Origin of the sequence: Mariprofundus micogutta, from assembly GCF_001895085.1 — a bacterium.
In the GTDB taxonomy this organism is placed as follows: domain Bacteria; phylum Pseudomonadota; class Zetaproteobacteria; order Mariprofundales; family Mariprofundaceae; genus Mariprofundus; species Mariprofundus micogutta.
On sequence record NZ_BDFD01000002.1, the window covers coordinates 185,174 to 209,506 of the forward strand.

At 49.4% G+C, this 24,333-nt stretch carries 23 protein-coding genes and 1 pseudogene; 19 read left to right on the forward strand and 5 right to left on the reverse strand.

All coding sequences use genetic code 11. The features are described 5' to 3' along the window. Nucleotides 1–58 precede the first annotated feature (58 nt). The 4 genes from MMIC_RS02180 to ppk2 all read right to left on the reverse strand — a co-directional run bounded on the left by MMIC_RS02180 (nt 59) and on the right by ppk2 (nt 4,902). A complete protein-coding gene (locus MMIC_RS02180; protein WP_072658674.1) occupies nt 59–1,324 on the reverse strand; it encodes an inorganic phosphate transporter in 1,266 nt (421 codons plus the stop codon). Nucleotides 1,325–1,336: 12 nt separating this feature from the next. Beyond that, a complete protein-coding gene (locus MMIC_RS02185; RefSeq protein WP_072658675.1) occupies nt 1,337–2,017 on the reverse strand; it encodes a TIGR00153 family protein in 681 nt (226 codons plus the stop codon). A 137-nt stretch (nt 2,018–2,154) separates the two neighbouring features. Further along, nucleotides 2,155–3,948: a Na/Pi cotransporter family protein gene (locus tag MMIC_RS02190; RefSeq protein WP_072658676.1), complete on the reverse strand. Its 1,794-nt coding sequence runs from the start codon at nt 3,946–3,948 to the stop codon at nt 2,155–2,157. Between the two features lie 42 nt (nt 3,949–3,990). Further along, nucleotides 3,991–4,902 carry a polyphosphate kinase 2 gene (ppk2, locus tag MMIC_RS02195; protein ID WP_083530395.1) on the reverse strand — a complete coding sequence of 304 codons (912 nt, stop codon included), beginning with the start codon at nt 4,900–4,902 and terminating at the stop codon, nt 3,991–3,993. 105 nt (nt 4,903–5,007) lie between these two features. Between ppk2 and MMIC_RS02200 the strand changes: the two genes are divergently transcribed. Next, nucleotides 5,008–6,597: a Ppx/GppA phosphatase family protein gene (locus tag MMIC_RS02200; protein WP_227819304.1), complete on the forward strand. Its 1,590-nt coding sequence runs from the start codon at nt 5,008–5,010 to the stop codon at nt 6,595–6,597. A gap of 8 nt (nt 6,598–6,605) precedes the next feature. Here MMIC_RS02200 and ppk1 read toward each other — a convergent pair whose 3' ends face one another. Continuing rightward, nucleotides 6,606–8,693 carry a polyphosphate kinase 1 gene (ppk1, locus tag MMIC_RS02205; RefSeq protein WP_072658678.1) on the reverse strand — a complete coding sequence of 696 codons (2,088 nt, stop codon included), beginning with the start codon at nt 8,691–8,693 and terminating at the stop codon, nt 6,606–6,608. A gap of 226 nt (nt 8,694–8,919) precedes the next feature. Between ppk1 and MMIC_RS12670 the strand changes: the two genes are divergently transcribed. The 18 genes and pseudogenes from MMIC_RS12670 to MMIC_RS02295 all read left to right on the forward strand — a co-directional run. Further along, the gene (locus tag MMIC_RS12670) at nt 8,920–9,066 is read left to right on the forward strand and encodes a hypothetical protein (protein WP_171966434.1); all 147 of its coding nucleotides are present in this window, start codon (nt 8,920–8,922) and stop codon (nt 9,064–9,066) included. A gap of 58 nt (nt 9,067–9,124) precedes the next feature. Continuing rightward, on the forward strand, nt 9,125–10,534 hold the full coding sequence (xseA, locus tag MMIC_RS02210; protein ID WP_072658679.1) for an exodeoxyribonuclease VII large subunit: 1,410 nt from the start codon (nt 9,125–9,127) through the stop codon (nt 10,532–10,534). Beyond that, nucleotides 10,531–11,334: a M23 family metallopeptidase gene (locus tag MMIC_RS02215; RefSeq protein WP_072658680.1), complete on the forward strand. Its 804-nt coding sequence runs from the start codon at nt 10,531–10,533 to the stop codon at nt 11,332–11,334. Before xseA ends, MMIC_RS02215 begins: the two co-directional genes overlap by 4 nt. A gap of 70 nt (nt 11,335–11,404) precedes the next feature. Beyond that, nucleotides 11,405–11,791: a response regulator gene (locus tag MMIC_RS02220; RefSeq protein ID WP_072658681.1), complete on the forward strand. Its 387-nt coding sequence runs from the start codon at nt 11,405–11,407 to the stop codon at nt 11,789–11,791. An 8-nt stretch (nt 11,792–11,799) separates the two neighbouring features. Next, a complete protein-coding gene (locus tag MMIC_RS02225; RefSeq protein ID WP_072658682.1) occupies nt 11,800–12,390 on the forward strand; it encodes an SPOR domain-containing protein in 591 nt (196 codons plus the stop codon). Further along, on the forward strand, nt 12,387–13,997 hold the full coding sequence (locus MMIC_RS02230; protein ID WP_072658683.1) for a gamma-glutamyltransferase family protein: 1,611 nt from the start codon (nt 12,387–12,389) through the stop codon (nt 13,995–13,997). Before MMIC_RS02225 ends, MMIC_RS02230 begins: the two co-directional genes overlap by 4 nt. Further along, nucleotides 13,994–14,491, forward strand: a complete 498-nt coding sequence (gene folK, locus MMIC_RS02235; RefSeq protein ID WP_072658684.1) for a 2-amino-4-hydroxy-6-hydroxymethyldihydropteridine diphosphokinase — start codon at nt 13,994–13,996, stop codon at nt 14,489–14,491. The genes MMIC_RS02230 and folK overlap by 4 nt, the downstream gene beginning before the upstream one ends. Then, nucleotides 14,485–15,156 carry a deoxynucleoside kinase gene (locus tag MMIC_RS02240; protein ID WP_083530396.1) on the forward strand — a complete coding sequence of 224 codons (672 nt, stop codon included), beginning with the start codon at nt 14,485–14,487 and terminating at the stop codon, nt 15,154–15,156. The genes folK and MMIC_RS02240 overlap by 7 nt, the downstream gene beginning before the upstream one ends. A 285-nt stretch (nt 15,157–15,441) precedes the next feature. Next, nucleotides 15,442–16,230, forward strand: coding sequence for a 3-methyl-2-oxobutanoate hydroxymethyltransferase (panB, locus tag MMIC_RS02250; RefSeq protein ID WP_072658686.1), 789 nt, complete (start codon nt 15,442–15,444; stop codon nt 16,228–16,230). After that, a complete protein-coding gene (panC, locus tag MMIC_RS02255; RefSeq protein WP_072658687.1) occupies nt 16,227–17,090 on the forward strand; it encodes a pantoate--beta-alanine ligase in 864 nt (287 codons plus the stop codon). The genes panB and panC overlap by 4 nt, the downstream gene beginning before the upstream one ends. After that, a complete protein-coding gene (panD, locus tag MMIC_RS02260) occupies nt 17,087–17,464 on the forward strand; it encodes an aspartate 1-decarboxylase (RefSeq protein WP_072658688.1) in 378 nt (125 codons plus the stop codon). The genes panC and panD overlap by 4 nt, the downstream gene beginning before the upstream one ends. Nucleotides 17,465–17,476: 12 nt before the next feature. After that, entirely contained in the window at nt 17,477–19,096 is a 1,620-nt protein-coding gene (locus MMIC_RS02265; protein ID WP_072658689.1) for an NAD(P)/FAD-dependent oxidoreductase, read from the forward strand. A gap of 70 nt (nt 19,097–19,166) precedes the next feature. Beyond that, nucleotides 19,167–19,523, forward strand: coding sequence for a 3D domain-containing protein (locus tag MMIC_RS02270; protein ID WP_072658720.1), 357 nt, complete (start codon nt 19,167–19,169; stop codon nt 19,521–19,523). A gap of 241 nt (nt 19,524–19,764) precedes the next feature. After that, nucleotides 19,765–20,280 (forward strand): DNA-deoxyinosine glycosylase, encoded by a 516-nt coding sequence (locus MMIC_RS02275; protein ID WP_072658690.1) that lies wholly within the window; start codon nt 19,765–19,767, stop codon nt 20,278–20,280. Between the two features lie 108 nt (nt 20,281–20,388). Further along, on the forward strand, nt 20,389–22,308 hold the full coding sequence (gene htpG / locus MMIC_RS02280) for a molecular chaperone HtpG (RefSeq protein ID WP_072658691.1): 1,920 nt from the start codon (nt 20,389–20,391) through the stop codon (nt 22,306–22,308). Nucleotides 22,309–22,439: 131 nt separating this feature from the next. Continuing rightward, nucleotides 22,440–23,195, forward strand: coding sequence for a hypothetical protein (locus MMIC_RS02285; protein WP_072658692.1), 756 nt, complete (start codon nt 22,440–22,442; stop codon nt 23,193–23,195). Between the two features lie 113 nt (nt 23,196–23,308). Further along, nucleotides 23,309–23,818 carry an FKBP-type peptidyl-prolyl cis-trans isomerase gene (locus MMIC_RS02290; RefSeq protein WP_072658693.1) on the forward strand — a complete coding sequence of 170 codons (510 nt, stop codon included), beginning with the start codon at nt 23,309–23,311 and terminating at the stop codon, nt 23,816–23,818. A gap of 211 nt (nt 23,819–24,029) precedes the next feature. Continuing rightward, nucleotides 24,030–24,146, forward strand: a pseudogene (locus MMIC_RS02295) (transposase); the annotation flags it as partial. Between the last annotated feature and the right edge of the window lie 187 nt (nt 24,147–24,333).

Consider the following 24,333-nt stretch of genomic DNA (forward strand, 5'->3'; position numbering starts at 1 on the left):
TGCAAAAAGGCAGGGGTTATAAGACCCCTGCCTTTTTTAATTCACCGCTTTTTTCTGTTTAACTGAACGCGCCTTTAAAGAAGAAGAAAAACAGAATCGACAGAATTGCACCAGCTGGCAGCGTCACAATCCAGGACAGGAAGATGGTCTGGATCACGCCGATATTCAGTGCACCAATACCACGAGCCAGACCAACACCGAGTACCGCACCCACCAGTGTATGCGTGGTTGAGATCGGAAGCCCTGTTCCTGATGCAACAACTACTGTCGTCGCTGCACCCAGTGTGGCGGCAAAGCCACGGCTTGGTGTCAGTTCAGTAATTCCGGAACCCACTGTAGCAATCACTTTATGACCGTAAGTGGCCAGACCAATCACGATACCAACGCCACCTAACATCAGAATCCAGATAGGCGTAGCAGACTTGGCAACAATCTCACCTGCACTACTGACAACACCGTACACTGCAGCAACCGGACCAATCGCATTGGCTACATCATTGGAACCATGTGCGAAAGCCATGGCGATTGCAGTAAAGATCATCAATACGCCAAAAATCTTTTCCATATTGGTATAGTGGAACTTTTTATCTTCTTTCTTGGTGAATTTCAGTCGTTTGATCATCACTGTACCGATCAAGGCTACAATGATGCCGATAATGGTCGCATAGAGCATATTCTGCTCAAACGGGAATTTTACGCCCACATGCTTCAGCCCCTTCAGCAAGGTCACCATGGCCATAATAAAGCCAACCAGGAAGATATAGAAAGGCACATATTTCTTCGCTTTCTCAAGCGGGTCTTCAGTGTCAATAATCAGCTTCTGGATACTTCTGAACAGTGCAAATGCAATCACACCTGCCAGTAACGGCGAAGTGACCCAGCTCAGTGCGATGGTGCCAACCTTGCCCCACATGACAGCTTCCATGCCGATACCCACTGCACCAAAACCGACAATGGCACCAACAATAGAGTGCGTAGTGGAAACAGGCCACCCCATACGGGTAGCAAGCATCAGCCAGATACCGGCTGCTAGCAGGGATGCCAGCATGCCGTAAACCAGTAACTCCGGCGTACTGCCTAATGATGAGACATCGACAATACCCTTACGGATGGTTTTGGTTACTTCGCCGCCGGCAAGAACCGCACCCGCACATTCGAATACAGCAGCAATAATAACCGCCTGTTTGAAGGTCAGCGCGCCGGAACCCACAGAAGTACCCATGGCATTGGCAACGTCATTCGCACCAATACCCCAGGCCATGAACAGGCCGAATACAACGGCCATACCAATTAATACAGTTGAATTTGCAACAAGAATATCCACGAATATCTCCCCTTATCTCGCCAGCAGCAGTTCGAGTCGGGCGCCTACACGCTGTGCGATATCGGCCACCTCGCCAATTCCTCTAATCACGCGATAGAGGAAAATCACATTAATCGGCTCAAGGTCCTTCTCAATCACAAACAGGGTATTGTTGATCTGGCTTTCAAGCTTATCGGTCTCATATTCGATTTTATCCAGGTCATCGACCATCTCTTCAACACTACTGACTTCACGGCCGCGAAAACCGACTTCAACCAACTCATCGAGTTCATTGATCACCCGCTTGGCCTGCCGGGATGCCGCAATACAGCGACTCACGTAGAGACCCATTAACTCGGCAAGCTCCGCCGGCACTTCCATTTTTCGGCCACTGATTACACTGGTGACTTCTTTCACCTTGTTGGCCATCTGATCCTGATGTGTGACGATATCCAGAATACGCTCGCGCGGCATCGGCATAAACAGGGAGTTGGGCAGGCTCAGACGAAGATTATGTTTCAAATCATCGGCTTCTACTTCCAACTTATGAATCTCGTTCTGCAAAACAGCAACCTGATCGTAATCTTTTTCGATCACGGCTTTGAAAAAAGGATCAAGTTTTTTCACACACTCGTGAACCTTACCAATGTGTTCCTGCAGCGGCTTAACCGGCGAACCGGCAAACATGTTTGAAATCGGACTTCTTCGAACCATATTCACTCCCTTTTACTGTTTCACCCAACTATTCCTGTCAGTTGAAAAAAGCCTATATGACAAATATGACATTTGTGTGACATATGTGACACCAATAAGACACGCAACCAGCTGAGCCTGTCACCCCGTTGTAGTCTTCACTCCGAAAGCGGCAGCTGTTTTTGCACTGTAGTCACTTCTATGCCTGCCTCCACCTGTTCACTTATCGCTCTATCAGCGGTGACCAGACGTTGATTAATTTCGATCAGATTGCGGATAATGCGATAGGCGTAGCGACTGTCATTCATTAATGAAATGGCCATCTCAGCCGTTATGCGGCCGCTGCGAATCAATTCATCGAGCCGCCTGTGTAAACCCTGACTGTTTTTTACCAGCATCTCATCAAGTGCTTCATAAGTCAGCCGGGTTTTCTCACCCTGGCGAATCTTCTCCAGTCTGCGCAATACCTTGGCGATTCGACGGCGAATAAGATTATATTCATCACGCATATCCGGATTCAGTGATGCAATAAACCCCAACATGTTTTTCTGCAAATGTTTCACATCTTTTAATGTCTGAATAATAATTTGATTGCAGTTGCGGATATCTTCCAACTGACCCGGCTCGCTCATATCTGCCGGCACGCGATAACTGAATTCGAGCAATGCGCTATAGAGCGTTTTGATATAGCGGTCATAGGCGTCTTCAAGATCATAATCGACAGGCTTGGCCCGCTTCCTGATCACCTCCTTGAGCTTCTCACCTGAAAAAATATCCTGCTTATTCAGCGACAAGCCACGCGCAATTATTTCCGTTGCTTTATCATAGATATTCAGGGTTTCCTGCCGCATGGCTTCAATTGCAGTATCACCGAATTCAAGAGCTGAATCATTGAGATATTTCGGTTTGGCAAAATGCTCCTTGTCGGCCTTGATCAAGCGCTCCAGATAAATAACAAGGCGATTTACAAACGGCAGCATGACAATAATACCGATCAGATTAAACAGTGTATGGAACACAGCCAGTTTGAGGGTGAAATCCTCTGCATCAATACCCACTACTTCACTGATAAAGTCCACTGCCACCAATAACTGGTGAATAAACAATATGGCGATCACACCGGTAACAGCATTGAAAATCAGATGCGCACCGGCCAGGCGTTTACCTTGTTCATTGGAGCTCAGTGAGCCAAGTATGGCCGTGATCGTTGTACCGACATTGGCGCCAATCGCCAGTGCCAGTGCATTTTCATAGGAAATCTGCTGTGCCGCCAGAGCTGTAATGATTAATACCAACGTGGCATGACTGGACTGCATGACCACTGTGGCCGCAACACCAATCAGTGTAAACAGGAACAGTCCCGGATATCCCTCAACAGCATAGGCTGCCAGATCGAAGCTACCCTTGAATGCTTCAAAACCCTCTTTCATGTGATGAATACCGAGAAACAGGAAGCCAAGCCCTGCCAGCACATAACCTATGCCCTTGAGATGACGCGATTTCTGGAAAATCAGAATCACGCCGAACACCAGCATCGGCATGGCATAGGCGGATATTTTCACTTTCAGACCGAAGCCCGCCACCAACCATGCACCGGTTGTAGTACCCAGATTGGCACCGAAAATAATGCCTATGCCCTGTGCCAGGCCGATCAGGCCTGCTCCCAAGAATGAAATTGCAATCACACTGACCAGTGAACTGGATTGCATGATGGTGGTGGTCAGAATGCCGAAGCTCAGACTTTTCCAGAGCCGGTCGGTGGTACGTTTGAGAACTTTTTCAAGAATGCCACCAGTGAAAGCCCTGAACCCCTCCTCCAGTGCCAGCATACCAAACAGAAAGATGGCGACACCGGCAGATATCTCCTTGAAGTCCGGGCTGGCCCAGAAACCGTAGGCCAGAATGACAAATATCGTTGGCAGAATGATTCTGCGCAGGGAGTTTTTCAGCATGCACACCCCCCTGCGCAATATACGTCAGACATAGATATCCTTTTAGCCGATGAATTTACCCTTCTTCAGACGCTGGCGTTCCATAATCTCGATTTCACGTGCGCCTGAAATCACGATTTTATCATCCGGGATAATATCGAGTTCCTTGTCATGCTTCTCATAATGAACAGCATTAAGAATCACCTTCATGGCATTCAGGCGGCAAAGGTGTTTATCCATCGAACGGATCACCGTCCATGGTGCTGATGTGGTGTGTGTGCGCTTGAGCATCTCATATTTCACATTGGTGAAATCATCCCAACGTTCCTGTGCCTGCATATCCACTTCTGAAAGCTTCCACTGACGCAGCGGATCACCCTGGCGGCGTTCAAAACGTTTGAGTTGCACATCCTTGGTTACACTGAAATAGAGCTTCACAAGAATCGTCCCCTGACGCACCAGCTCTTTTTCAAAGCCGGTCACACCTTTCATAAAATTCTTGTATTCTGTTTCCGAACAAAATCCGAATACAGGCTCGACCATAGCCCTGTTGTACCAGCTGCGATCAAACATGGCGATTTCACCGCCACGGGGAAACTGGGAAACATATTTCTGGAAAAACCATTGACTGGCCTGACGCTCTGTTGGCTTACCCATCACAATCACGCGATAATGTTTTTCATTCATATACCGTGTAACACGACGAATCGTACCGCCCTTGCCTGCCGCATCTCTGCCTTCATACAGAATGATCATGCGCTTGCCTGTCTCTTCCAGATGCTGTTGCAGACGAATTAATTCTGCCTGATAGGGTTTGAGTTCTTCCTCTTGCAGATGTTTACCCAATATTTTTTTGATCTTCGCATCATCCAGATCATGTTTATCTGCAAGGTCATCAAAACATCGTAAATCCGGCTTGCCCTCCTCCTGAGTTCCTTCAAGTGGAATCACTTCACCTGTTGCCGTCGTATTCATACTGCCTGCTCCCGATATCAATATTCCTCTCTTATTGAGGACGTTACATTATACATAACAGATACAGGATTTAAAGACCATTTGTACCATCAGGAAAGAAATTTGATGGCGGTTTTTAAACAGAGACGTCATGATAAGCAGATGGAATTTGTCAGCCTTATTGCAGATGATGCACTGCCCGATCATAGCGCTCTCGTTGCCGCGATTGATGTCGGCTCTAATGCCATGCGTCTCGGTGTCGCTACGCAGGATGCCAATGGTGCGCCTACTCTGGTTCAGCGCTACAGAGAGCCGGTCCGCCTGGGTCATGATGCCTTCACCAGCGGCCTGTTCAGTCCGCAGACCATGGATGATGCCATTGAAGCATTCAAACAGTTCCGGCGCATTCTGGATCAGCACCATATCGTAAAATTTCGTGCCACTGCGACCAGTGCCATGCGCGACTCCAGAAACGGTAAAATACTGGCCAAAAGAATTTTTGATGAAACCGGCATTGATCTTCAGTTGATCAGCGGTGAAGAAGAAGCACGTCTGGTTCACTACTCGATTTCCCGTCGTGTTGATCTGGATGACAAATTTGCCGTACTCATCGATATGGGTGGCGGCAGTGTAGAGGTGACGCTGTGTGAAAGAGCTGAAGTGATTGCCGCCCAAAGTTTTAAAATCGGCACGGTCCGACTACTGGAAATGCTCGGAAAAGAGGGTGACTTCAATACCCTGCTATCAGAATATCTGGACGGCACGCGCAAAAAACTGCGTGAGCAGATTGGTACGCGCAAAGCCGAGTTATGTGTAGCAACCGGCGGCAATGCCGGTGCAATTGGTGAACTGGCCTTTCAGATTCTCGACACCGAATCAGCGTCCGCTATCAGTCGTAAAGAACTGAAACAACTGATCAAAAAGCTCTCCAAACTCAGTTTTGAAGAGCGCATTCGTGATCTTGGTCTGAGGCCGGACAGGGCTGACGTCATCCTGCCTGCAGCCATGGTATTTCATGAAATCATGAAATTGGCTGGTGCCAAACAGATGGTGATGCCGGATGCGAGCCTGCTCGATGGCATTGTACTCGATATGCTGGATTCAGAGGAGCAAACCTTCCATTCACAACGCCGCAATCTGATTGCCTGGGCTCGCAGCCTGAAAAGTAAATATCATGTTGATCAGAAATACGGCAAAGAAGTGGCAGGCCTTGCCCTGGTACTGTTTGATCAGAGCCGTGATGTACATGCTCTGACTCATCGCGACAGACTCTTGCTCGAAGTGGCAGCCATGGTGCATGAAATCGGTATGTATGTGCGTGTGGGTGGACATCATCGCCATGCAGCCTATCTCATTTCGGTTGCCCCCCTGCTCGGATTAACCGATAACGAAAAAGGGCTACTGACTGAACTCGTACGTTATCAGCGCAAAGCCTGGCCGTCTGACACTCACCCCGACTTTTGTGCTTTAAGTAAAAGTGCCCAACTCAAACTATGGCAACTCAGCGCTCTGTTGCGTCTGGCCATTGCCCTGAACAAGGAGCGGCGTAACAGAATCAGTCGATTAAGCCTGAAGATATCAACCGATACTGCATCCCTGCATATGGAAGGCAGTGGTGATATGTTACTGGAGCGCTGGGCCGCGCTACAGACTGCAGACTATTTTGAAGAGGCCTTCGGACTGAAGCTGCACATTGATCTCGAACAGACACCCTGAAGCGGATTTTATTCTTTCAGCGTTCCCAGCTTCTGCATGAGCATCAGCTGGGCACTCTTCAACTGTGTGCGACTCTGCACGCGCTGGTAGGAACCATCCGCTTTCAATTGCCATGTTCCCGTATTATCTGACATATACGGGGTCAGTCCCTGCGCAATCACCTCTTTCTTCAACACGGCATCACGAACAGGGAAACAGGTTTCCACCCGCCTGAGCAGATTGCGCCCCATCCAGTCGGCACTGGCACAGAACACTTCGCTTTCACCGCTATTATGGAAATAATAAACACGTGTGTGCTCCAGGAAACGACCAAGTACTGAGCGTATACGAATATTCTCTGAAACCCCGGCAATGCCGGGGCGCAAACAGCAAATGCCACGCACAACAAGATCGATTTTCACACCTGCCTGCGAAGCACGATAGAGCGCCCTGATAATCTCAGGCTCTTCAAGCCCGTTCACCTTGGCCCGAATTCCGGCATCTCCACCAGCTCTGGCAATTTCCGTCTCACGTTCTATGCGCTCAAGAAGTCCTTTCTGCAAAGTGAACGGTGCCGACAACATCGCTTTCAGACGCGTGGCTTTACCAAGTCCGGTCAACTGCTGAAACAATTTATGTACATCCTCTCCAAGCTCGGGATCACAGCTAAGCAGACCAAAATCAGTATAAAAACTACTCGTGACCGTGTGGTAGTTGCCTGTGCCTAAATGCACATAACGGCGCAGCTTCTTACCCTCGCGACGCACCACCATGAGCATCTTGCAATGCGTTTTATAACCCACGACACCGTAGACCACCTGCACACCGGCTGCCGAGAATCGATTAGCCAGAGCGATATTCTCCTCTTCATTGAAGCGTGCCATCAACTCAATAACCGCTACCACTTCCTTATTCGCACGTGCAGCCCGCACCAGTGCATCGACCAGAGGAGAATCCGGCACCACCCGATACATTGTCTGTTTAATCACCAGCACATCAGGATCAGCTGCTGCCTGATTCAGCAATTCCACTACCGGTGCGAAACTCTGGAATGGATGGTGCAGCAAGACATCTCCCTGCTGTATAATTTCAAACAGGTTGGGATTTTCGACGCAAAGCTGTTGCGGAACACCTGCCTCAAACACAGGGAACTTAAGATCGGCCCTGTCCACCTCATCGTAAATAGCCGCCAGACGATACAGATTTACCAGACCATCAACGCGGTAAAGATCGCTATGCTCCAGGGCAAACTGATGCAGCAGAAATTCAACCAGCTCCTGCGGACATCGTTGTGAAACCTCCAGTCGCACTTCCTTGCTGAAACGGCGCTCCAGCAGTTCACCGGCAACCGCCTGTTTCAGATCGACAACATCTTCCTCATCCACCAGCAGGCCACTGTTTCGGGTGATGCGGAATTGATGGCAGGCTTTGGCTTCCATGCCGGGGAAAAAGTCGCCAACGTGCGCATGAATAATCGAAGAGAGCAGGACAAAACCATGCTCAGAGCCTGCAATCTGATCCGGCAACCTGATCACACGTGGCAGCGAACGCGGCGCCTGCACAATGGCATAATGAGACTCCCTGCCAAATGCATCCTTACCTTCCAGAGATACGACAAAATTGAGAATCTTACTCAGCAGTCGCGGAAAAGGATGCGCCGGATCAAGGCCTATCGGGGTTAACAACGGTAACAGTTCACGACGGAAAAAGCGGCGAATCCACGCGGCCTGCTCTTCATTCCAGTCCGCGCGGCGTAATATCCTGACTCCTTCGTCTTCCAATGCTGGCAGCAAAGTTTCATTGAGCAGTCTGTACTGGTCTGCCACCAGAGATTCCACACGGCCGCGAACCTGAGACAATATCTCTCCGGCAGTTAACCCATCCGCTGCAGTAGACAGGGAGCCCATGGCAAGACGATGTTTTTGCACAGCCACGCGCACTTCAAAAAACTCATCCATATTGGTGCTGCTGATACACAGGAAACGCAGTCTTTCCAGAAGTGGTAATGAAGTATCTGCAGCCAATTCAAATACACGTCGATTGAACTGCAGTATACTCATATCCCGATTCAGATAGAGATCACTATGTTCAAGATCTATAACTGCTTGCTCTGTCAAAGTGTCACCTCGGGAGTATGTTTGTGATAGATATGCAATGAGACCGTCATTATCTCACAATGCGGCTTTATCTTCCATTATGATTTAATATGGACAGGCCAGGTCTGACACAGACAACAGCATTCCGGATATCAAGCATAACGCTGTCACAGAACTGTCATTTACATGTCATCAGTTTTACACAAGACCAGCCTATTCTGCCACCTGATTCAACAGGAGGAGAACTATGTTTAACGATGATCTGGACCTTTGCAAAATCATGCGTTGTTATGCCCAAATGAATCCGCATATCGCGCATGCCGAGATAGCTTTTCTCATGGACCTGCCATGTGATGACGAAGTTGAATACGATGATAGCCCGGTTTTTGAGTAAAAATCCCGAGCTAACAATCCTTTATTGACCGGGAGAGGAAGCACGACACAATATCCGTGTGTCTTCTGATCCCAAAGTCTTATCGGTTACCGAACTTACTGCCCACATCAAACAGGTGCTGGAGCAGGGGTTTTCCCAGGTCAGGCTCATTGGAGAAGTATCGCGTCTGACCAGTCCTGCTTCCGGTCATCTCTATTTCACTATTAAAGATGCGCATGCGGCAATTTCTGCAGTGGTATGGCGCTCTACCGCCATGCGACTGAAAAACAGACCTGAAGAGGGTGGCGAGTTCATCTTTTCCGGCCACCTCAGCCTCTATGAACCACGCGGCAGTTATCAGTTAATAGTGACCCGGATCGAAGTTGCCGGAGCAGGACAACTTGCCGACGAATATGAACGCCGCAAACAACTGTTTGCTGAGCGCGGCTGGTTTGACAGCAATGCAAAACTGGCGATCCCGACACTGCCCAGGCACATCGGCATTATCACCTCAGCTACGGCTGCCGCATTTGGAGATGTGAAAAAGGTACTGGCCACACGTCCTGCCTGGCTTGAACTAACACTCTCCCCCGCTGTGGTTCAGGGCAGCACTGCGCCGCGAAGTATCGCCACTGCCATGAGTAAGATATCGGCCATGTCTCATCCTCCTGATGTGCTGCTGATCATACGCGGCGGAGGCAGCATGGAAGACCTCTGGTGTTTCAATGATGAAACAGTTGTCAAAGCCATCGTTGATTGCCCGATCCCGGTGATCTCCGGCATTGGTCACGAAATCGATATCACACTGGCTGATCTGGCTGCCGATGTACGTGCGGCAACACCATCCAATGCAGCCGAGATATGCTGCCCGGCAAAAGATGAATTGCGCGAGCAGCTGCCCCGACTGAGTTCGCTGTCACGGCTGATCAGACAACATGCCGGGCAGCTATCGCGAACACATGACAACCTGCAACAAAGGCAGACCTCAAGCTGGCAGCGACAGATGGATGCCAGACACCATCAAAGTGAGCAGTCCCTGAGGCGACTGAGCCATGCCGCTCAAATCAACATCCAGCAGATGCGCCAGCCCCTGCGTCAAATAGAAAAGCGTCTCTTCCCCCTTCAGCCGGGGCAACGCCTGCAACAGCAACGAGCACTCTGGAACGACAGACGTCATGAACTGGCGCAGGGATTGAAGTTTGCATTGCAACATCGACGCAGGCATTTGGATTTTTCACGACAACAGTTACACGATCAGACACGTCAACTGCAGCGCATACAACAACGATTTGCCGTACTCTCGGGCAAACTCTCTGAACTGAGTCCTGAAAAAGTACTCGATCGCGGCTACAGCCTGAATTATGCGGCAGATGGCAGCCTGATCACCCGTGCCATGCAGCTTAAAACTGGTGATGCCATGCAGATTCGCTTCAGAGATGGTGCTGCCAATACCCGTATTGAATCCATAACCAAGGAAAAGAACTCATGAAACTGATCTCACTATGCATATCCCTTATACTTTTCAGCAACTTACCCCAGGCAGCCGAATGGAGTGCCATTCAGGGAGATGTTGTCAGCATCAAAGCATCGTTTGAAGCTGATAAAGTCCGTCTCTGGTGTTTTGGTAAAAAATGGCCGGCCAAGCTACAAGCAGACGGATCATGGAAGGGCTGGATCGGCATCGATCTAAAAACCAAACCGGGAACTTATCCTATTGAATGGTCCAACGGCAAACGGATCGTGGCAAAGGATTCTGTGACCGTCAGCAAAGGGGAATTCCGTATTTCCCATATCACAGTGGAAAAGAAAATGGCTGATTTTGATGCGCCGACATTGAAACGTATACGCAGTGAGGCAAAACTGTTGAGGGCCACCTATATTGCAGCCGTTGATGCCACCCCGGACATTCACATGGACGGAAAACCTGCTGAAGGGATTGAATCCACCCCATTCGGAGCTCAACGTTATGTGAATGGTGCAGCGCGTTCTCCTCACTCCGGTATCGATATTGCGGCCCCCGCAGGCACACCTATTACTGCACCGCTGGCAGGCAAAGTACTGCATGTGGCCGACATGTATCTGAATGGCAAAACAGTAGCCATCGGACACGGTAATGGATTAGTCTCCGTATACTCACATATGCAATCGACAGACGTAACCATCGGGCAATGGATTCAAGCACATCAGAAAATCGGTGAGATGGGCTCAACGGGCAGAGCAACCGGCCCGCATTTGCATTGGGGGGTACGTTTTCACAATGCTCGTGTGAATCCGGAAAGTCTGCTATAATCAAGTAGTAAATCGCCCAGGGAAGGGGCTTTACAGCCACACATAACGGCTGATAAAGGAGTGAATAGAGATGGAAATTAAAGTTCTTATCATTGATGACGAAGATTCAGTTCAGAGTATTCTGGCTGCATTCCTCAATCGTTATGTCAGTGAGAAAGGCATGCAGAGTAATATTGTCAGCATGAGCGATCCTGTACAGAGCCTTTTCGAACTCACCACACATGGTAGCGAATATCAGCTGATCCTGCTTGATGTTCGCATTCCCAAGCTGAGCGGTGACGAAATTTACAGTTCGCTGGAACAGGTGAATCCGGAGATTCTGGACAGCATTATCTTTATCACAGGTTATCCCGAAGACCTGTACGACCGTTTTCCTGACAAAACATTTAATGTCCTTCAAAAACCGTTCCGCTATAACAGTTTCTCAGAAAAACTGGACAGCCTGCTCGGTTCCTGAACCCTTTTATGGCATCCCCACTGAACTGGCACGCCTCAATGGTCGAGCATCGTACAGCATGGATTGTTGCCAGCCTGTCGCTGCTGATTATGCTCATAGCAGCTGTGAAACCGGATCTGTTTGAAGCCGGACCTGACAGACCGGCAGTCGCCGAACAACAGCTTCAGAAAGTTTATCCGGACGAGCAGAAAGCCATTGAAGAAAATTCCGTTGCAGATTCCGTAGCAAAAAAAGACGTTATAGCAGAGCCGTTCAAGCCAGCTGTGATTGATGCGAAACCGGCCACAAAAAAAGCTGTCCCGGTAGAAAAAAAGGTCACCAAAGCGGTTAAACAGCCAGCGGTTGTCAAAACAGTTAAAAAAGCTGCCAGCGGTTACTATATTCAGCTGGGAGCATTCAATGAAAAACCTCGTGCGCAGGGGCTCGTCGATCAACTCAGGCAGTCAGGCTGGCATGGCCTGATCAATGAGAAATCAACAGGACTCTTTGCAGTATGGGCAGGCCCGGAAAGTAACCGCAAAGCAGCTGAAACCCTGCAACAGGCCATTGAACGCAAATTAAAATTGAAGGGTTTTATTATTCACCACAAAGCTCCATGAGTTCCAGACAAGCAAGAGGGGCTGTAGCCGCAGGTCATCCGGCCACAGCTGAGGCCGGGGCTGCTATTCTCAAAGCAGGCGGCAATGCTGTGGATGCAGCGATTGCGGCACTGGTAACATCTTTTACTGCTGAGCCTGTACTGACTGCTGCAGGCGGTGGTGGGTTTATGCTGGTTGCAGACTCTCACAGGCAAAACACCCTCTATGATGGTTTTGCCCGCATGCCAATGGGCAGCATGCCAAAAGGCATCGAAGCCGAGCTCAAACCGATCCCTATAGATTTTGGCGATACCATACAGACCTTCCATATCGGCCAGGCATCGATCGGTACCCCCTCATTGATGTCCATGCTGTTCACTGCACATGAAAATCACGGCAGGCTGCCACTGCGTGAAGTACTGGCTCCGGGAATGGATGCAGCCAAAAGCGGCATTCGGCTCAATGAACTGCAAGCATCATTCATCGAACTTCTGCGTCCGATCCTGACTGATCATGAAAGTGGAAAATCATTGCATGCGCCGGCACGAACGGGTGAATTCAGCGGCGAATTATGGCGGCACGGAGAATCATTCCGTAATCCTGATCTGGCGCATACACTGGATATGCTGCTGCATGAAGGCATTGCCGAGATGTACCAGGGGGACCTGGCAAAAGAGATCGTCAAAGCCTGCAGCCCACATGGTCTGCTTGGCATGGATGATATGCGCGCATCTCAGGTACACATCCGCAAACCGCTGAGTACAAACATTCTGGGTGGCACCATGCTCACCAATCCCGCCCCGTCCTCCGGCGGTCTGTTAATCGCCTTTGCTGCCAATCTGCTCAAACATTGTCAGATTCTGAACGAAGCGAAAAAACTGCCATGGCCGGTATTGATGGCAGAAGCTTTGTCTGCAGCCAGCAGGCTTCGCCAGCAGGGACTCGATGCACACATTCACGATCCCGGCATCGAAAAAGAGATGCTGCACGGCACTCAGATTGAAGTCGCTGTGCGGCATATTCGCAAGCGTTTATCCGGTATGCATAACGAGATGCCGCAAGAACCAAAAAACCGTCATGGCAGCACAACTCATATCAGCGTAATCGACACCGATGGTATGGCTGTATCGATGACGACAAGCAATGGTGAGGGATCCGGCATTGTGGTTCCCGGAACCGGCATTCACCTGAACAACATGCTCGGTGAAGAAGATATTAACCCTCTCGGTTTTCATGCTCTGCCCGGTGGAGCCACGCTCTCATCCATGATGGCACCTTCGATTTTCATGGAGAACGGGAAGCCATCACTGGTTCTCGGCAGTGGTGGTTCGAATCGTCTGCGTGGTGCCATTCTGCAAGTGTTGATGCATCATAAATTACTCGGTGAACATATCGAACAGGCCGTGCAGGCACCGCGCCTGCACAATGAAGGCAACGAGCTGGATATTGAACCCGGTCTGCTTGGCGATTATGAGCGTCACTTGCTCACAACACTCGGCTGGTCTCTGCGTGAATGGCAACAGCAGAGTGTCTATTTCGGTGGGGTGCATGCCATTGCACGCAGGCCGGATGGAAACCTGCACGGCTGCGGAGACTCCCGCCGGGGCGGAGCTGTAGCATACGCATGAAAACAGTGTTCATCGCCCTGGGAGGCAATCTGGGAGAGGTCAGAGAGCATTTTATAGCCGCCCGCTCAGACATTGACCGATTGCAGAACACCTCGGTAAGCGCCTCATCCCTGCTCTACCGCACACCTCCTGTTGGGCCTGCCGGACAACCCGATTACCTGAATGCCGTGATACGTATTCAAACCGATCTGGATCCGCTTGCCCTGCTGGATGCCCTGCAGCAGATCGAAAACAGATATGGTCGTGAACGTCTCGAACACTGGGGCGCTCGCACTCTGGATCTGGATATCATTGCCATAGCATCAGACATCATCACAAGTGAGCGGCTGGTCATTCCGCATCCACACATGTTTGACCGGCAGTTTGTCTTACAACCGCTATGCGATCTGGCTCCACAGTGGCAACATCCACAACTGGGAGAATCAGCAACTCACAGACTGAAACAGATCATTGAGACTGGTGAAGCACCATTACCTGAGGGGGAAGCATGGTAACACTGATGGACAAGCGCTTTGGCAAGAGACCATTGAATCAGTGCCATATCGCGGTTGAAGGTGCGATTGGTGTCGGCAAAACAACATTGACGCAGAAACTGGCAGACAAACTGGGAGCGTCCACCTTCTTTGAGCACGTTGACGACAATCCATTTATCGAGCTCTTCTATCAGGACCCATCACGTCACGCGCTCTCTGTTCAGTTATCCTTCCTCTTCTCCCGCCTGAAACAGTGGCAGTCGCTGAATCAGCAGGATCTGTTTTCACAAGGTGTGGTCAGCGACTATATCTTTGCCAAGGATCACCTGTTTGCCACGGTCACCCTTTCCGATGAAGAGCTGGCCTTGTATGAACAAGTTGCCAAACTGGTATCGGTCGATATTCACAAACCGGATCTGGTGATCTACCTGCAATCCAACCCGAAAATCATCATGGAACGCATCCGAGGCCGTAACCGCCCAATGGAAGCCGGCCTGAATTCCGAATACCTGCAGAAAGTCATGACCGCATATGATCAATATTTCTTTCACTATCAGGAAGCACCACTGCTGATCGTGCAGACTGATCGTATGAATTTTGCTGAAAAAGATGAAACCATTGATGCGCTGATTGAACGCATCGGCAAGATGCAATCACACAATGAATTCTGGGCTGATTACTCCTGATAAAAAGATAATCCAAAGCTTTCAGCGCAGAGTACGCAAAGGTACGTAGAATAAAGTCAGAATGAAATAAAAGCACAAGATTAACAGTGTGGACATTCCTTTTTTCAAGTACCAGGACCTCACCCATAGATTTTACTTCTTTAGGTTTCTTTCGCGTACCTTTGCGTACCTTTGCGTACTCTACGGTAAAAAAAACCGGAAATTCGCCTTATTCGACGAGTCGATATATGATGCGCACATCCTGAAAGACGGTACCGGCAACGGACCGAAGCAGAAAGGAATGAGATGACTACTAAAAAAGCAGTCACTGCAGCGACGCTGTTGCGCGCCAAGCAGAGTGACGAAAAAATCGTATGGCTGACGGCTTATGATGCCGTGTCAGCTCAAATTGCCGAAGCCGCAGGCGCCGAAGTGCTGCTTGTTGGCGATTCTCTCGGCATGGTTTCTCTGGGTTTTGATTCTACCCTGCCCGTTACCCTTGATCATATGATTCACCATACAGCTGCTGTTGTGCGCGGCCGTAGCCATGCATGGGTGGTATGTGATCTGCCTTTCGGCAGCTACCAGAAATCCAAACAGCAGGCGTTTGAATCCAGCGTTCGTGTCTTACAGGAAAGCGGTTGCGATGCGGTCAAAATCGAGGGCGGTGAACACATGGCTGAAACCATCGAGTTTCTCTCCGAGCGCGGCATTGCTGTTGTCGCCCATATCGGATTGACCCCGCAATCAGTCAAGAAATTCGGCTCCTACGGCAAACGTGGAAAATCTGAAGGTGAGCAGAAACAGTTAACCCGTGATGCAAGAACCGTGAGCGGTGCCGGTGCTGTGGCACTGGTGCTGGAAAATATTCCGGCTGATCTCGCTAATGCAATCACCGCACATGTAGAGATCCCGACCGTAGGCATCGGAGCAGGTATCGATTGCGATGCACAGGTGCTGGTGTGGAATGATCTGCTGGGCATCTCCGAATCCAACCCGCCTTTTGCTCCGGCTTACGCCAATGTTCGTGAAACCATGACGGATGCCATTTCCCGCTGGGCTGCTGACGTCAAAGGCGGCGTTTTCCCGAAATGAGAATTGCCCACACAACTGCCGAGATCCGTCGACAACTTTCCCCTCTGCGCAGTCGCGGTAAAAGTATTGCCTTTGTGCCAACGATGGGCTGCTTGCATAAGGGGCATTTAAGCCTGATCGAGAAAGCAAAAGAAGAAGCAGATATTGTAGTGGTTAGTATTTACGTGAATCCACTGCAATTCGGTCCGAATGAGGATCTGGAGCAATACCCGCGCCCCTTCGATCAGGATGCCAGATTATGTGCTGAAGCCGGTGTCGATTTCATCTTTCATCCAGCCAACCTGTATCCTAAAGCAGGTCCGAAAATCACGCTCACTGTAGAGAAGCTTTCCGACTGTCTGTGCGGTGCAAATCGTCCCGGTCATTTTGATGGCGTAGTGACTGTGGTGAACCTGCTGTTCAATATCGTGCAGCCGGATATCGCTGTTTTCGGCGAAAAAGACTGGCAGCAACTGGCCATCATTCGCCGCATGGTCGCTGACCTGCAGATGCCGATTGAAATTATTGGCAGCCCAACCATTCGCGAAGCAGACGGCCTGGCAAAAAGCAGCCGCAACCGTTATCTCTCGGATCATGACCGCAGACAGGCTATAGCCCTGTCCAAAGCGCTGCTTGGCATGCAGGAACTGGCTGCAGCCGGTGAGAAAGATATTAAAACACTAAAGCAGAGAGCTCATGCAACGCTTGCTGATGCGGGCATCCGCGCTGAATACCTGGATATTCGTAGTGCGCGCTCTTTGAAAAACAAACGTAAACTGAACAAGCAACCGGCACGTGCCTTTATTGCCGCCAAAGTTGGCAATGCACGCCTGATCGATAACATGCCGCTGCCCCTGGCTAGCGACGGAGTGAAATCATGAAACTGACTATGCTGAAATCTAAAATTCACCGCGTGACCACCACCCACGCTGAACTCGATTACGAAGGTTCCTGCGCCATAGATATGAATCTGATGGATAAAGCGAATATTCTGCCGTTTGAACAGCTGCATATATATAATGTGAACAATGGTGAGCGATTCACCACCTACGCCATTACTGCCGAGCGCGGTTCCGGAACCATCGGTGTAAATGGCGCTGCCGCACACAAGGCCAATCCCGGTGATCTGCTTATCATCTGCACCTATGCAGAGCTGGATGCGGCAGAGGCAGAACATTTCAGTCCGGCACTGGTATATGTGGATAGTGATAATGCCATCAGCCACACCAGCCACGGTCATCTGGCTGCGGCCTGATTCGACGCATACGTGTTATATGCGGTCAGCAACTTCAAGGTTGAACTCGGTGATAATGAAAGCGATGTTACAACACATTTAGCCGAATATCTTGGTATCACCGCAGAGCAGCTTATCTCTGCTATCTGTGTCCGCCGTGCCATTGATGCGCGCAAAAAATCACATATCCATTTTGTATGCACCTATGAAGTAGAGCTTTCAGTCAGTCTGCATTCGCTCCCCGCTCAGGTGCGTGAAGTGCACAACTCATCCCTCGAGCCGATCAGACCTGAGATATTCAAACAACAACACTCCGGCAATACACATGTTGTTATAATCGGAGCAGGTCCTGCCGGACTGTTTGCGGCACTGTCTCTGGCCGAGTCCGGATTCAGAGTCACTCTGCTGGAGCGCGGCAAACCGGTAGAGACTCGCATGCGTGATATCGGCCGACTGCGTTCGCGTGGCGAACTGGATCCGGAAAGTAATATCTGTTTTGGAGAAGGTGGTGCAGGCACGTATACCGATGGCAAGCTGTATACCCGTATCAAACATCCATTTCTGCGTTGGGTACTGCACTGTTTCGTCCGTTTTGGTGCCAAGCCAGACATCCTGATCGATGCGCATCCGCATCTGGGTACGGATAAACTGGTGCGCATTGTACGCAATATACGCAACCATCTGATCAGTCTCGGCGTGGATTATCGTTTTGAAACGCGTGTAAATGACCTACTAATCAGCAACGATCAGGTGACAGGTGTTCGCACAGCCTGCGGTGATGAAATCATCGCCGATAAAGTGATTCTGGCAACCGGTCACTCCGCACGTGATACATTCGAACGCTTGCATGAACTGGGCATTGCCATGGAAGCCAAATCTTTTGCTGTAGGTGTGCGCGCAGAACATCCACAAGAACTGATCAACCAGAGTCAGTACGGACGTGTTGCACATAACACCGGCTTGGAGGCTGCTGAATATAAACTCACGCATCAGGTTCCGGATCACTATCTGAACCGGCGCGGTGTCTATTCATTCTGTATGTGTCCGGGTGGCCTGATTGTACCCTCACCTACTGAACAGGGACGCATGGCGGTCAACGGCATGAGCAATGCCAAACGTGGCGGGCGCTGGGCTAATTCCGGCATTGTTGTGCAGGTGACGTCCGATGACGTTCAACGTCATGGCCATGATTCTAATCCGTTGATGGGTATCGCTTTTCAACGTGAGCTCGAAGAGGCGACATTCAAAGCTGCTGGCAACCGCTACGCAGCACCTGCCATGCGTCTGGTCGATTTCATCGGCAAGCGCCCTACCGGCAAACTGGCAGATACACGTTTTAAACCTGAAGCGGTTGCCTCTGATCTCTGGCAACTGTTCCCGGACTGGCTGGCTGAACCTCTGGCTGAGGGCATCAAAGGTTTCGGCCATAAAATGCGCGGTTTTGTCAGTACTGAAGCCAACCTGCTCGGCTCGGAAACACGCACCTCATCCCCTGTTCGCGTGATGCGCGATGAACAGATGCAGAGCATATCGCTTAAAGGCCTGTATCCAGTCGGTGAAGGTGCAGGTTATGCCGGTGGCATCGTCAGTGCTGCAGTGGATGGCCTGAAAGCCGCTGCAGCGATTATTGAGCAGCATCACAGTCACAAATAGAGAAACTGTCACTATTCGCCTTATGAAATTCAGACGCAGCAAACAAATCTTACTTGCCATCATTGGACTGATGCTGATCGGCAGCTGTAACAAGGATGTCATTCATCGCAGTGACGCAGGAGAGCGTTCGCTGATAGTGACCGCCTCAGCTTATAATTCAGTGCGCTCACAAACTCAGGGCAACCCCTCCATCGGCGCATGGGGGGATCGTCTCAAACCCGGCATGAAAGTGATTGCAGTTTCACGCGATCTGATTCGCATGGGCCTGAAACACAATACGCGTGTGAAAATCAAAGGTCTTCCCGGTACATATCTGGTAAAAGACAAAATGAATAAACGCTGGAGCCGCAAGATTGATATCTACATGGGGCATGACATCAAAGCCGCCCGCAAGTGGGGCAAACGCAAAGTCACCATCAGCTGGTAAAGTGGTATCAGTATATTATCAAACATTAATATACTTTAATTAACATTTAACTGGGCTCTCACCCTGACCCGTTAATGTTTGATCTGTCCGGAGCAAACTCCCTCCCCCCCTCCCCTTGTTTCTCCGGACAAAGTTTATAGTGCAAAAATCAGTAAGGGCTCCGGTATAACCGGGGCCCTTATTGCTTAAACTGAACACTCAACGGCTTGCTGTAATTCTTTTTCGCCATAAGAGTTGGCTGATGCACGACACTGGATTTCCCTACTCTTCAAATCCCGATGCAAAGGTTCTGATTCTAGGTTCGATGCCGGGAAAAAAATCTTTGCTTGAAGATCAATATTACGCACATCCACAAAATGTATTCTGGCCTATCATGGGGCAGCTATTTGAGTTCGAGGAAAAAATGGACTACGAAAAACGCCTATTGTGCTTAGGTGAGAATGGCGTGGCCCTATGGGATGTAGCCTATCAGTGTGTTCGCCCCGGCAGTCTGGATTCGGCAATCAAAATGGAATCGGTAGTTGCCAATAATTTTGAACACTTCTTTTCTGATCATCCCGATATCCATGCCATCTTCTTTAACGGAAGAAAGGCTGAAGAACTTTATCGCAGACTCGTGCAAAAGAACCTGCCTCCAGCATTTCAGCAGATAAAATCCCATCTGCTTCCATCCACCAGCCCTGCCAATGCAGGTATGAATCGCACGCAAAAACTTGATCACTGGAAAATAGTCAGACAGACCCTTGAAATCGGCTAGCCCCATCCCTATCTATTCACTTCACAGTATTTTGATGCCTTGCCTCTGCGTACCTTTGCGTACTTTGCGGTGAAAGGTTCTGACTTTGACAAGACTTAAGGAGAATACATGACTGCAACAAAAGAAACCCATGCCTTTCAGACGGAAGTAAAACAGCTGCTGGACCTGATGATCCACTCACTCTACTCCAACAAAGAGATTTTCTTGCGTGAACTGATCTCCAACGCCTCTGATGCCGCCGACAAGCTGCGCTTTGAAGCCACCACGGATGATGCGTTGTTTGAAGGTGATTCCGACCTCAATGTCTTTATCGATATCGATAAAGAGAATCGCACCATCACCATCCGTGATAACGGTATCGGCATGAGCCGCGATGAAGTGATTGCCAATATCGGTACTATCGCCCGTTCCGGCACCAAAGAATTTTTCGGTCAACTCAGTGGGGATCAGGAGAAGGATGCGCATCTGATCGGTCAGTTCGGTGTTGGTTTCTACTCAAGCTTCCTCGTTGCCGATAAAGTGACTTTGACTACCCGCCGTGCGGGCCTTGAACATGAACATGGCGTACGCTGGGAATCTGCTGGTGATGGTGAATATGACCTGGACACTGTTGAAAAAGCGGAGCGCGGCACCGAAATCATCCTGCACCTGCGTGAAGAGGCCAGCGAATACCTCGATGACTGGAAGCTGAAATCCATCATTCATAAATATGCCGACCATATCCCGTTCCCTATCCGCATGATGGGTACACCTGCTGCTGCAGAAGAAGGCGAAGAGGTTAAACCGGCTGAAATCGAAACAGTGAATCAGGCATCAGCCCTCTGGACGCGTCCGAAGTCAGAATTGACTGATGAAGATTACAACAATTTCTACAAACATATCGGCCACGATTTTGAAGACCCGCTGGCGCGCCTGCATCAGAAGCTGGAAGGTAAGTATGAGTACTCACTGCTGCTCTACCTGCCAAAACGTGCCCCTTTCGATCTCTGGCAGCTGGAAGCCAAACATGGCGTCAAACTTTATGTGCGCCGTGTATTCATCATGGAAGCCAATGAAGATCTGCTGCCGCGTTATCTGCGTTTTGTGCGCGGTGTCATGGATACCAATGATCTGCCGTTGAATGTGTCGCGTGAAATTCTGCAGAAGAGCCCGGCCATGGAAGCGATGAAAAAGGGTGCAACCAAACGTGTGCTGTCGATGCTCGAAGATATGGCGAAAAATGCAGGAACAGCAGATGAAAGCGATGAAATCAACACTGATTACGCTGACTTCTGGTCCGAATTCGGCAACTGCATCAAGGAAGGTATCATCGAAGATGCCGCCAACCGCGACAAAATCTCGTCACTGCTTCGCTTTGCGACAACCCAGTCTGATGAGCAGAGCGTATCACTGAGCGAATATGTGTCCCGCATGCAGGAAGGTCAGGACACCATTTATTACATCACTGCTGAATCTCTGGCTGCGGCCAAACACAGCCCGCATCTTGAAGTGTTCCGCAAGAAGGGTATCGAAGTTGTACTTCTGCATGATCGCATTGATGAATGGCTGACCTCACACCTCACCGAATTCGATGGCAAGAAACTGCAGTCGATCTCCAAGGGTGAACTGGACCTCTCTAACATCGGTGAAAATGCCGCAGAGGAGAAAAAAGAACAGGAAGAGAAAGCCAAAGCTGCAGGGCCTGCTGTTGAAAAGATTAAAGAAGCACTGGGCGATAAAGTGAAAGATGTCCGCACCACGGATCGACTGACTGAATCACCGGCATGTCTGGTTTCTGATCAGTTTGATATGAGTTCCAATATGGAACGCATACTCAAACAGGCCGGACAGAACGTGCCTGACATGAAACCGATTCTGGAGATCAATCCTGATCATGAACTGATTCAGCGACTGGCCAAGATGCGCTCGCAGGACAAAATCAGTGATTTCTCCAGTATTCTGTTCGATCAGGCCGTGCTGGCTGAAGGTGCACTGCCGGAAGATCCGGCTGGATTCGTGCGCAAGGTCAACGAACTATTATGTAAATAATATGACCACCATCCCCCTCCAGCGGAGGGGGATGGATGTTTACAAGATGCAATGGCTTCAACATAGTCGGTCATATCTGGCATCGCTCTTGCGAGGGAGATGCATCATGATGATTAGAGGATTGGCTTAAGATGCTGTCGAAACTATGGAATTTATGTCTGTCTGGACTGTTGTGCCTGTGTATGCCGTTTTCAGCTTCGGCTGAACGTGCTGTTTTACCCTGGGTTGATACTGGCTGGTCACAGTTACAGAGCGGTGAGATAAATCAGGCACTAAGCACCTGGCAACAGGGCTTGAACAACCTGCCTGACAAACAGTTGCTCGGTAGTCTCGGTACATTTTCCAATCTTGATTACGCTATCGCAAGAATCAAACGCGCCGGTGTAGATGAAAACGTATTCATGATCAGTTATTCTGGCAGTAGCAGTCAGATGTATTATGTTCTGACAGCACAGAGCATCGCCAGAAACATGGATATTCGCCAGACTGAAATGGCTGTATTAAAAGAGCGTGTTGGCATGCATGGCAAACTACTGGCTAACGAAGCTCAAAAATTCAAAACCGGGAAAACAACGAACAAAGCGCTGCATGCCCGCATGCCAACATCGAAAAAATCCACTGCAAAACAGCAAGCTATCCTTGCGGTTGAAGAGAGTACTTTCACGATCAACAGCTTTGAAGTGAAAGGCAATAAACGTGTATCCACAGATACTATTCTACTGAGTCTTAGAGATTACTATGGTTCTGAAAAAACGCCTTCAGAATTCAACAGCATCAGACGTCAGATCATTGATATCTATAATATGCAGCGTGTTTATAATGTGAAGGTAAACCGGCCCCAATTTATCGAAGATGATACCGTACTCATCAGTATCACCGAGTTGTAAACCAACGAATCAACAGGCCAACTGACAGCCATCCCCTGCTTATGCTACTATTTCGCCATTGACAATTAAGTTTATAATATTATAATTCCATAATATTTATATGGGGACTTACTATGATGCGTTTTCAACTACCGGCTCTACTCATCTCAACTTTCATTGCTCTGTTCGGTTTGACCGGCTGTGGTGGTGATTCAGGGCAGACACCTGAGCAAGCTAATATTGCCACTGAGAACCTGGCCAAAGGCAAAGCATTTATGGAGGCCAATAAAGATAAAGAGGGCATCATCTCGCTCGATAGTGGCATCCAATATCGCGTTATTTCAGAAGGGGATGAGGAATCCAGACGTCCCAAGCTGGCTGACAGTGTAAAAATACACTACCGCAGTTTCCATATTGATGGCAGTGAGCTGTATAACACGCGTAATGAAGCTGAACCACAAACTGTCGAGGTAAAACATGCGATTCTAGGCTGGAGAAAGGTGCTTCCTTTGATGAATATCGGTAGTAAATGGATGGTATATGTACCTTCTTACCTGGCATACAGTTCCAAAGGATATAAAGACACCATCGCACCTCATGAGACTCTGATTTTTGAAATAGAGCTGATGGAAATCGTCTGGTAAAACTCTCCCACTGAAACAAAACGGATCAGAAATCCCGGTAAAGCCCCCCGCAGCTTACCGGGATTTTTTTATGCTTTATTGCGCAATACCGACAAACCTCTACTCATGGCAACGGTTCGGCGTTACTCAAACATATAAGAACTTGCCATGTGATCGTGACCTGCACTCCTTAAACCGTGCCATTTATTTGTTAGTCGCCGAGGAGAGGCGGATAAAGAAGCGATTCAGTGAAGAACAGATTATCGGATTTTTGAATGAGGCGTCGTCGTCAGGCACACCTGTTACGCAGCTGTGTCGGAAGCATGGGTTCTCGTATGCATCCTTTTACAAGATTAGTCTTTGACTTACTTTGCGGTGACATATACCGAATATGCTATTATACATAGGGTGTTATTCAGCGTTCAAAATTGACCCCCTAGAGGGGTAAATCAGCGTCCAAATTTGACCCCCCTGTAGTATCCCCAGCTAATGATTTAGTTGGAGGAAAAAACAGGAGTGATCACAGTGGAAACGAA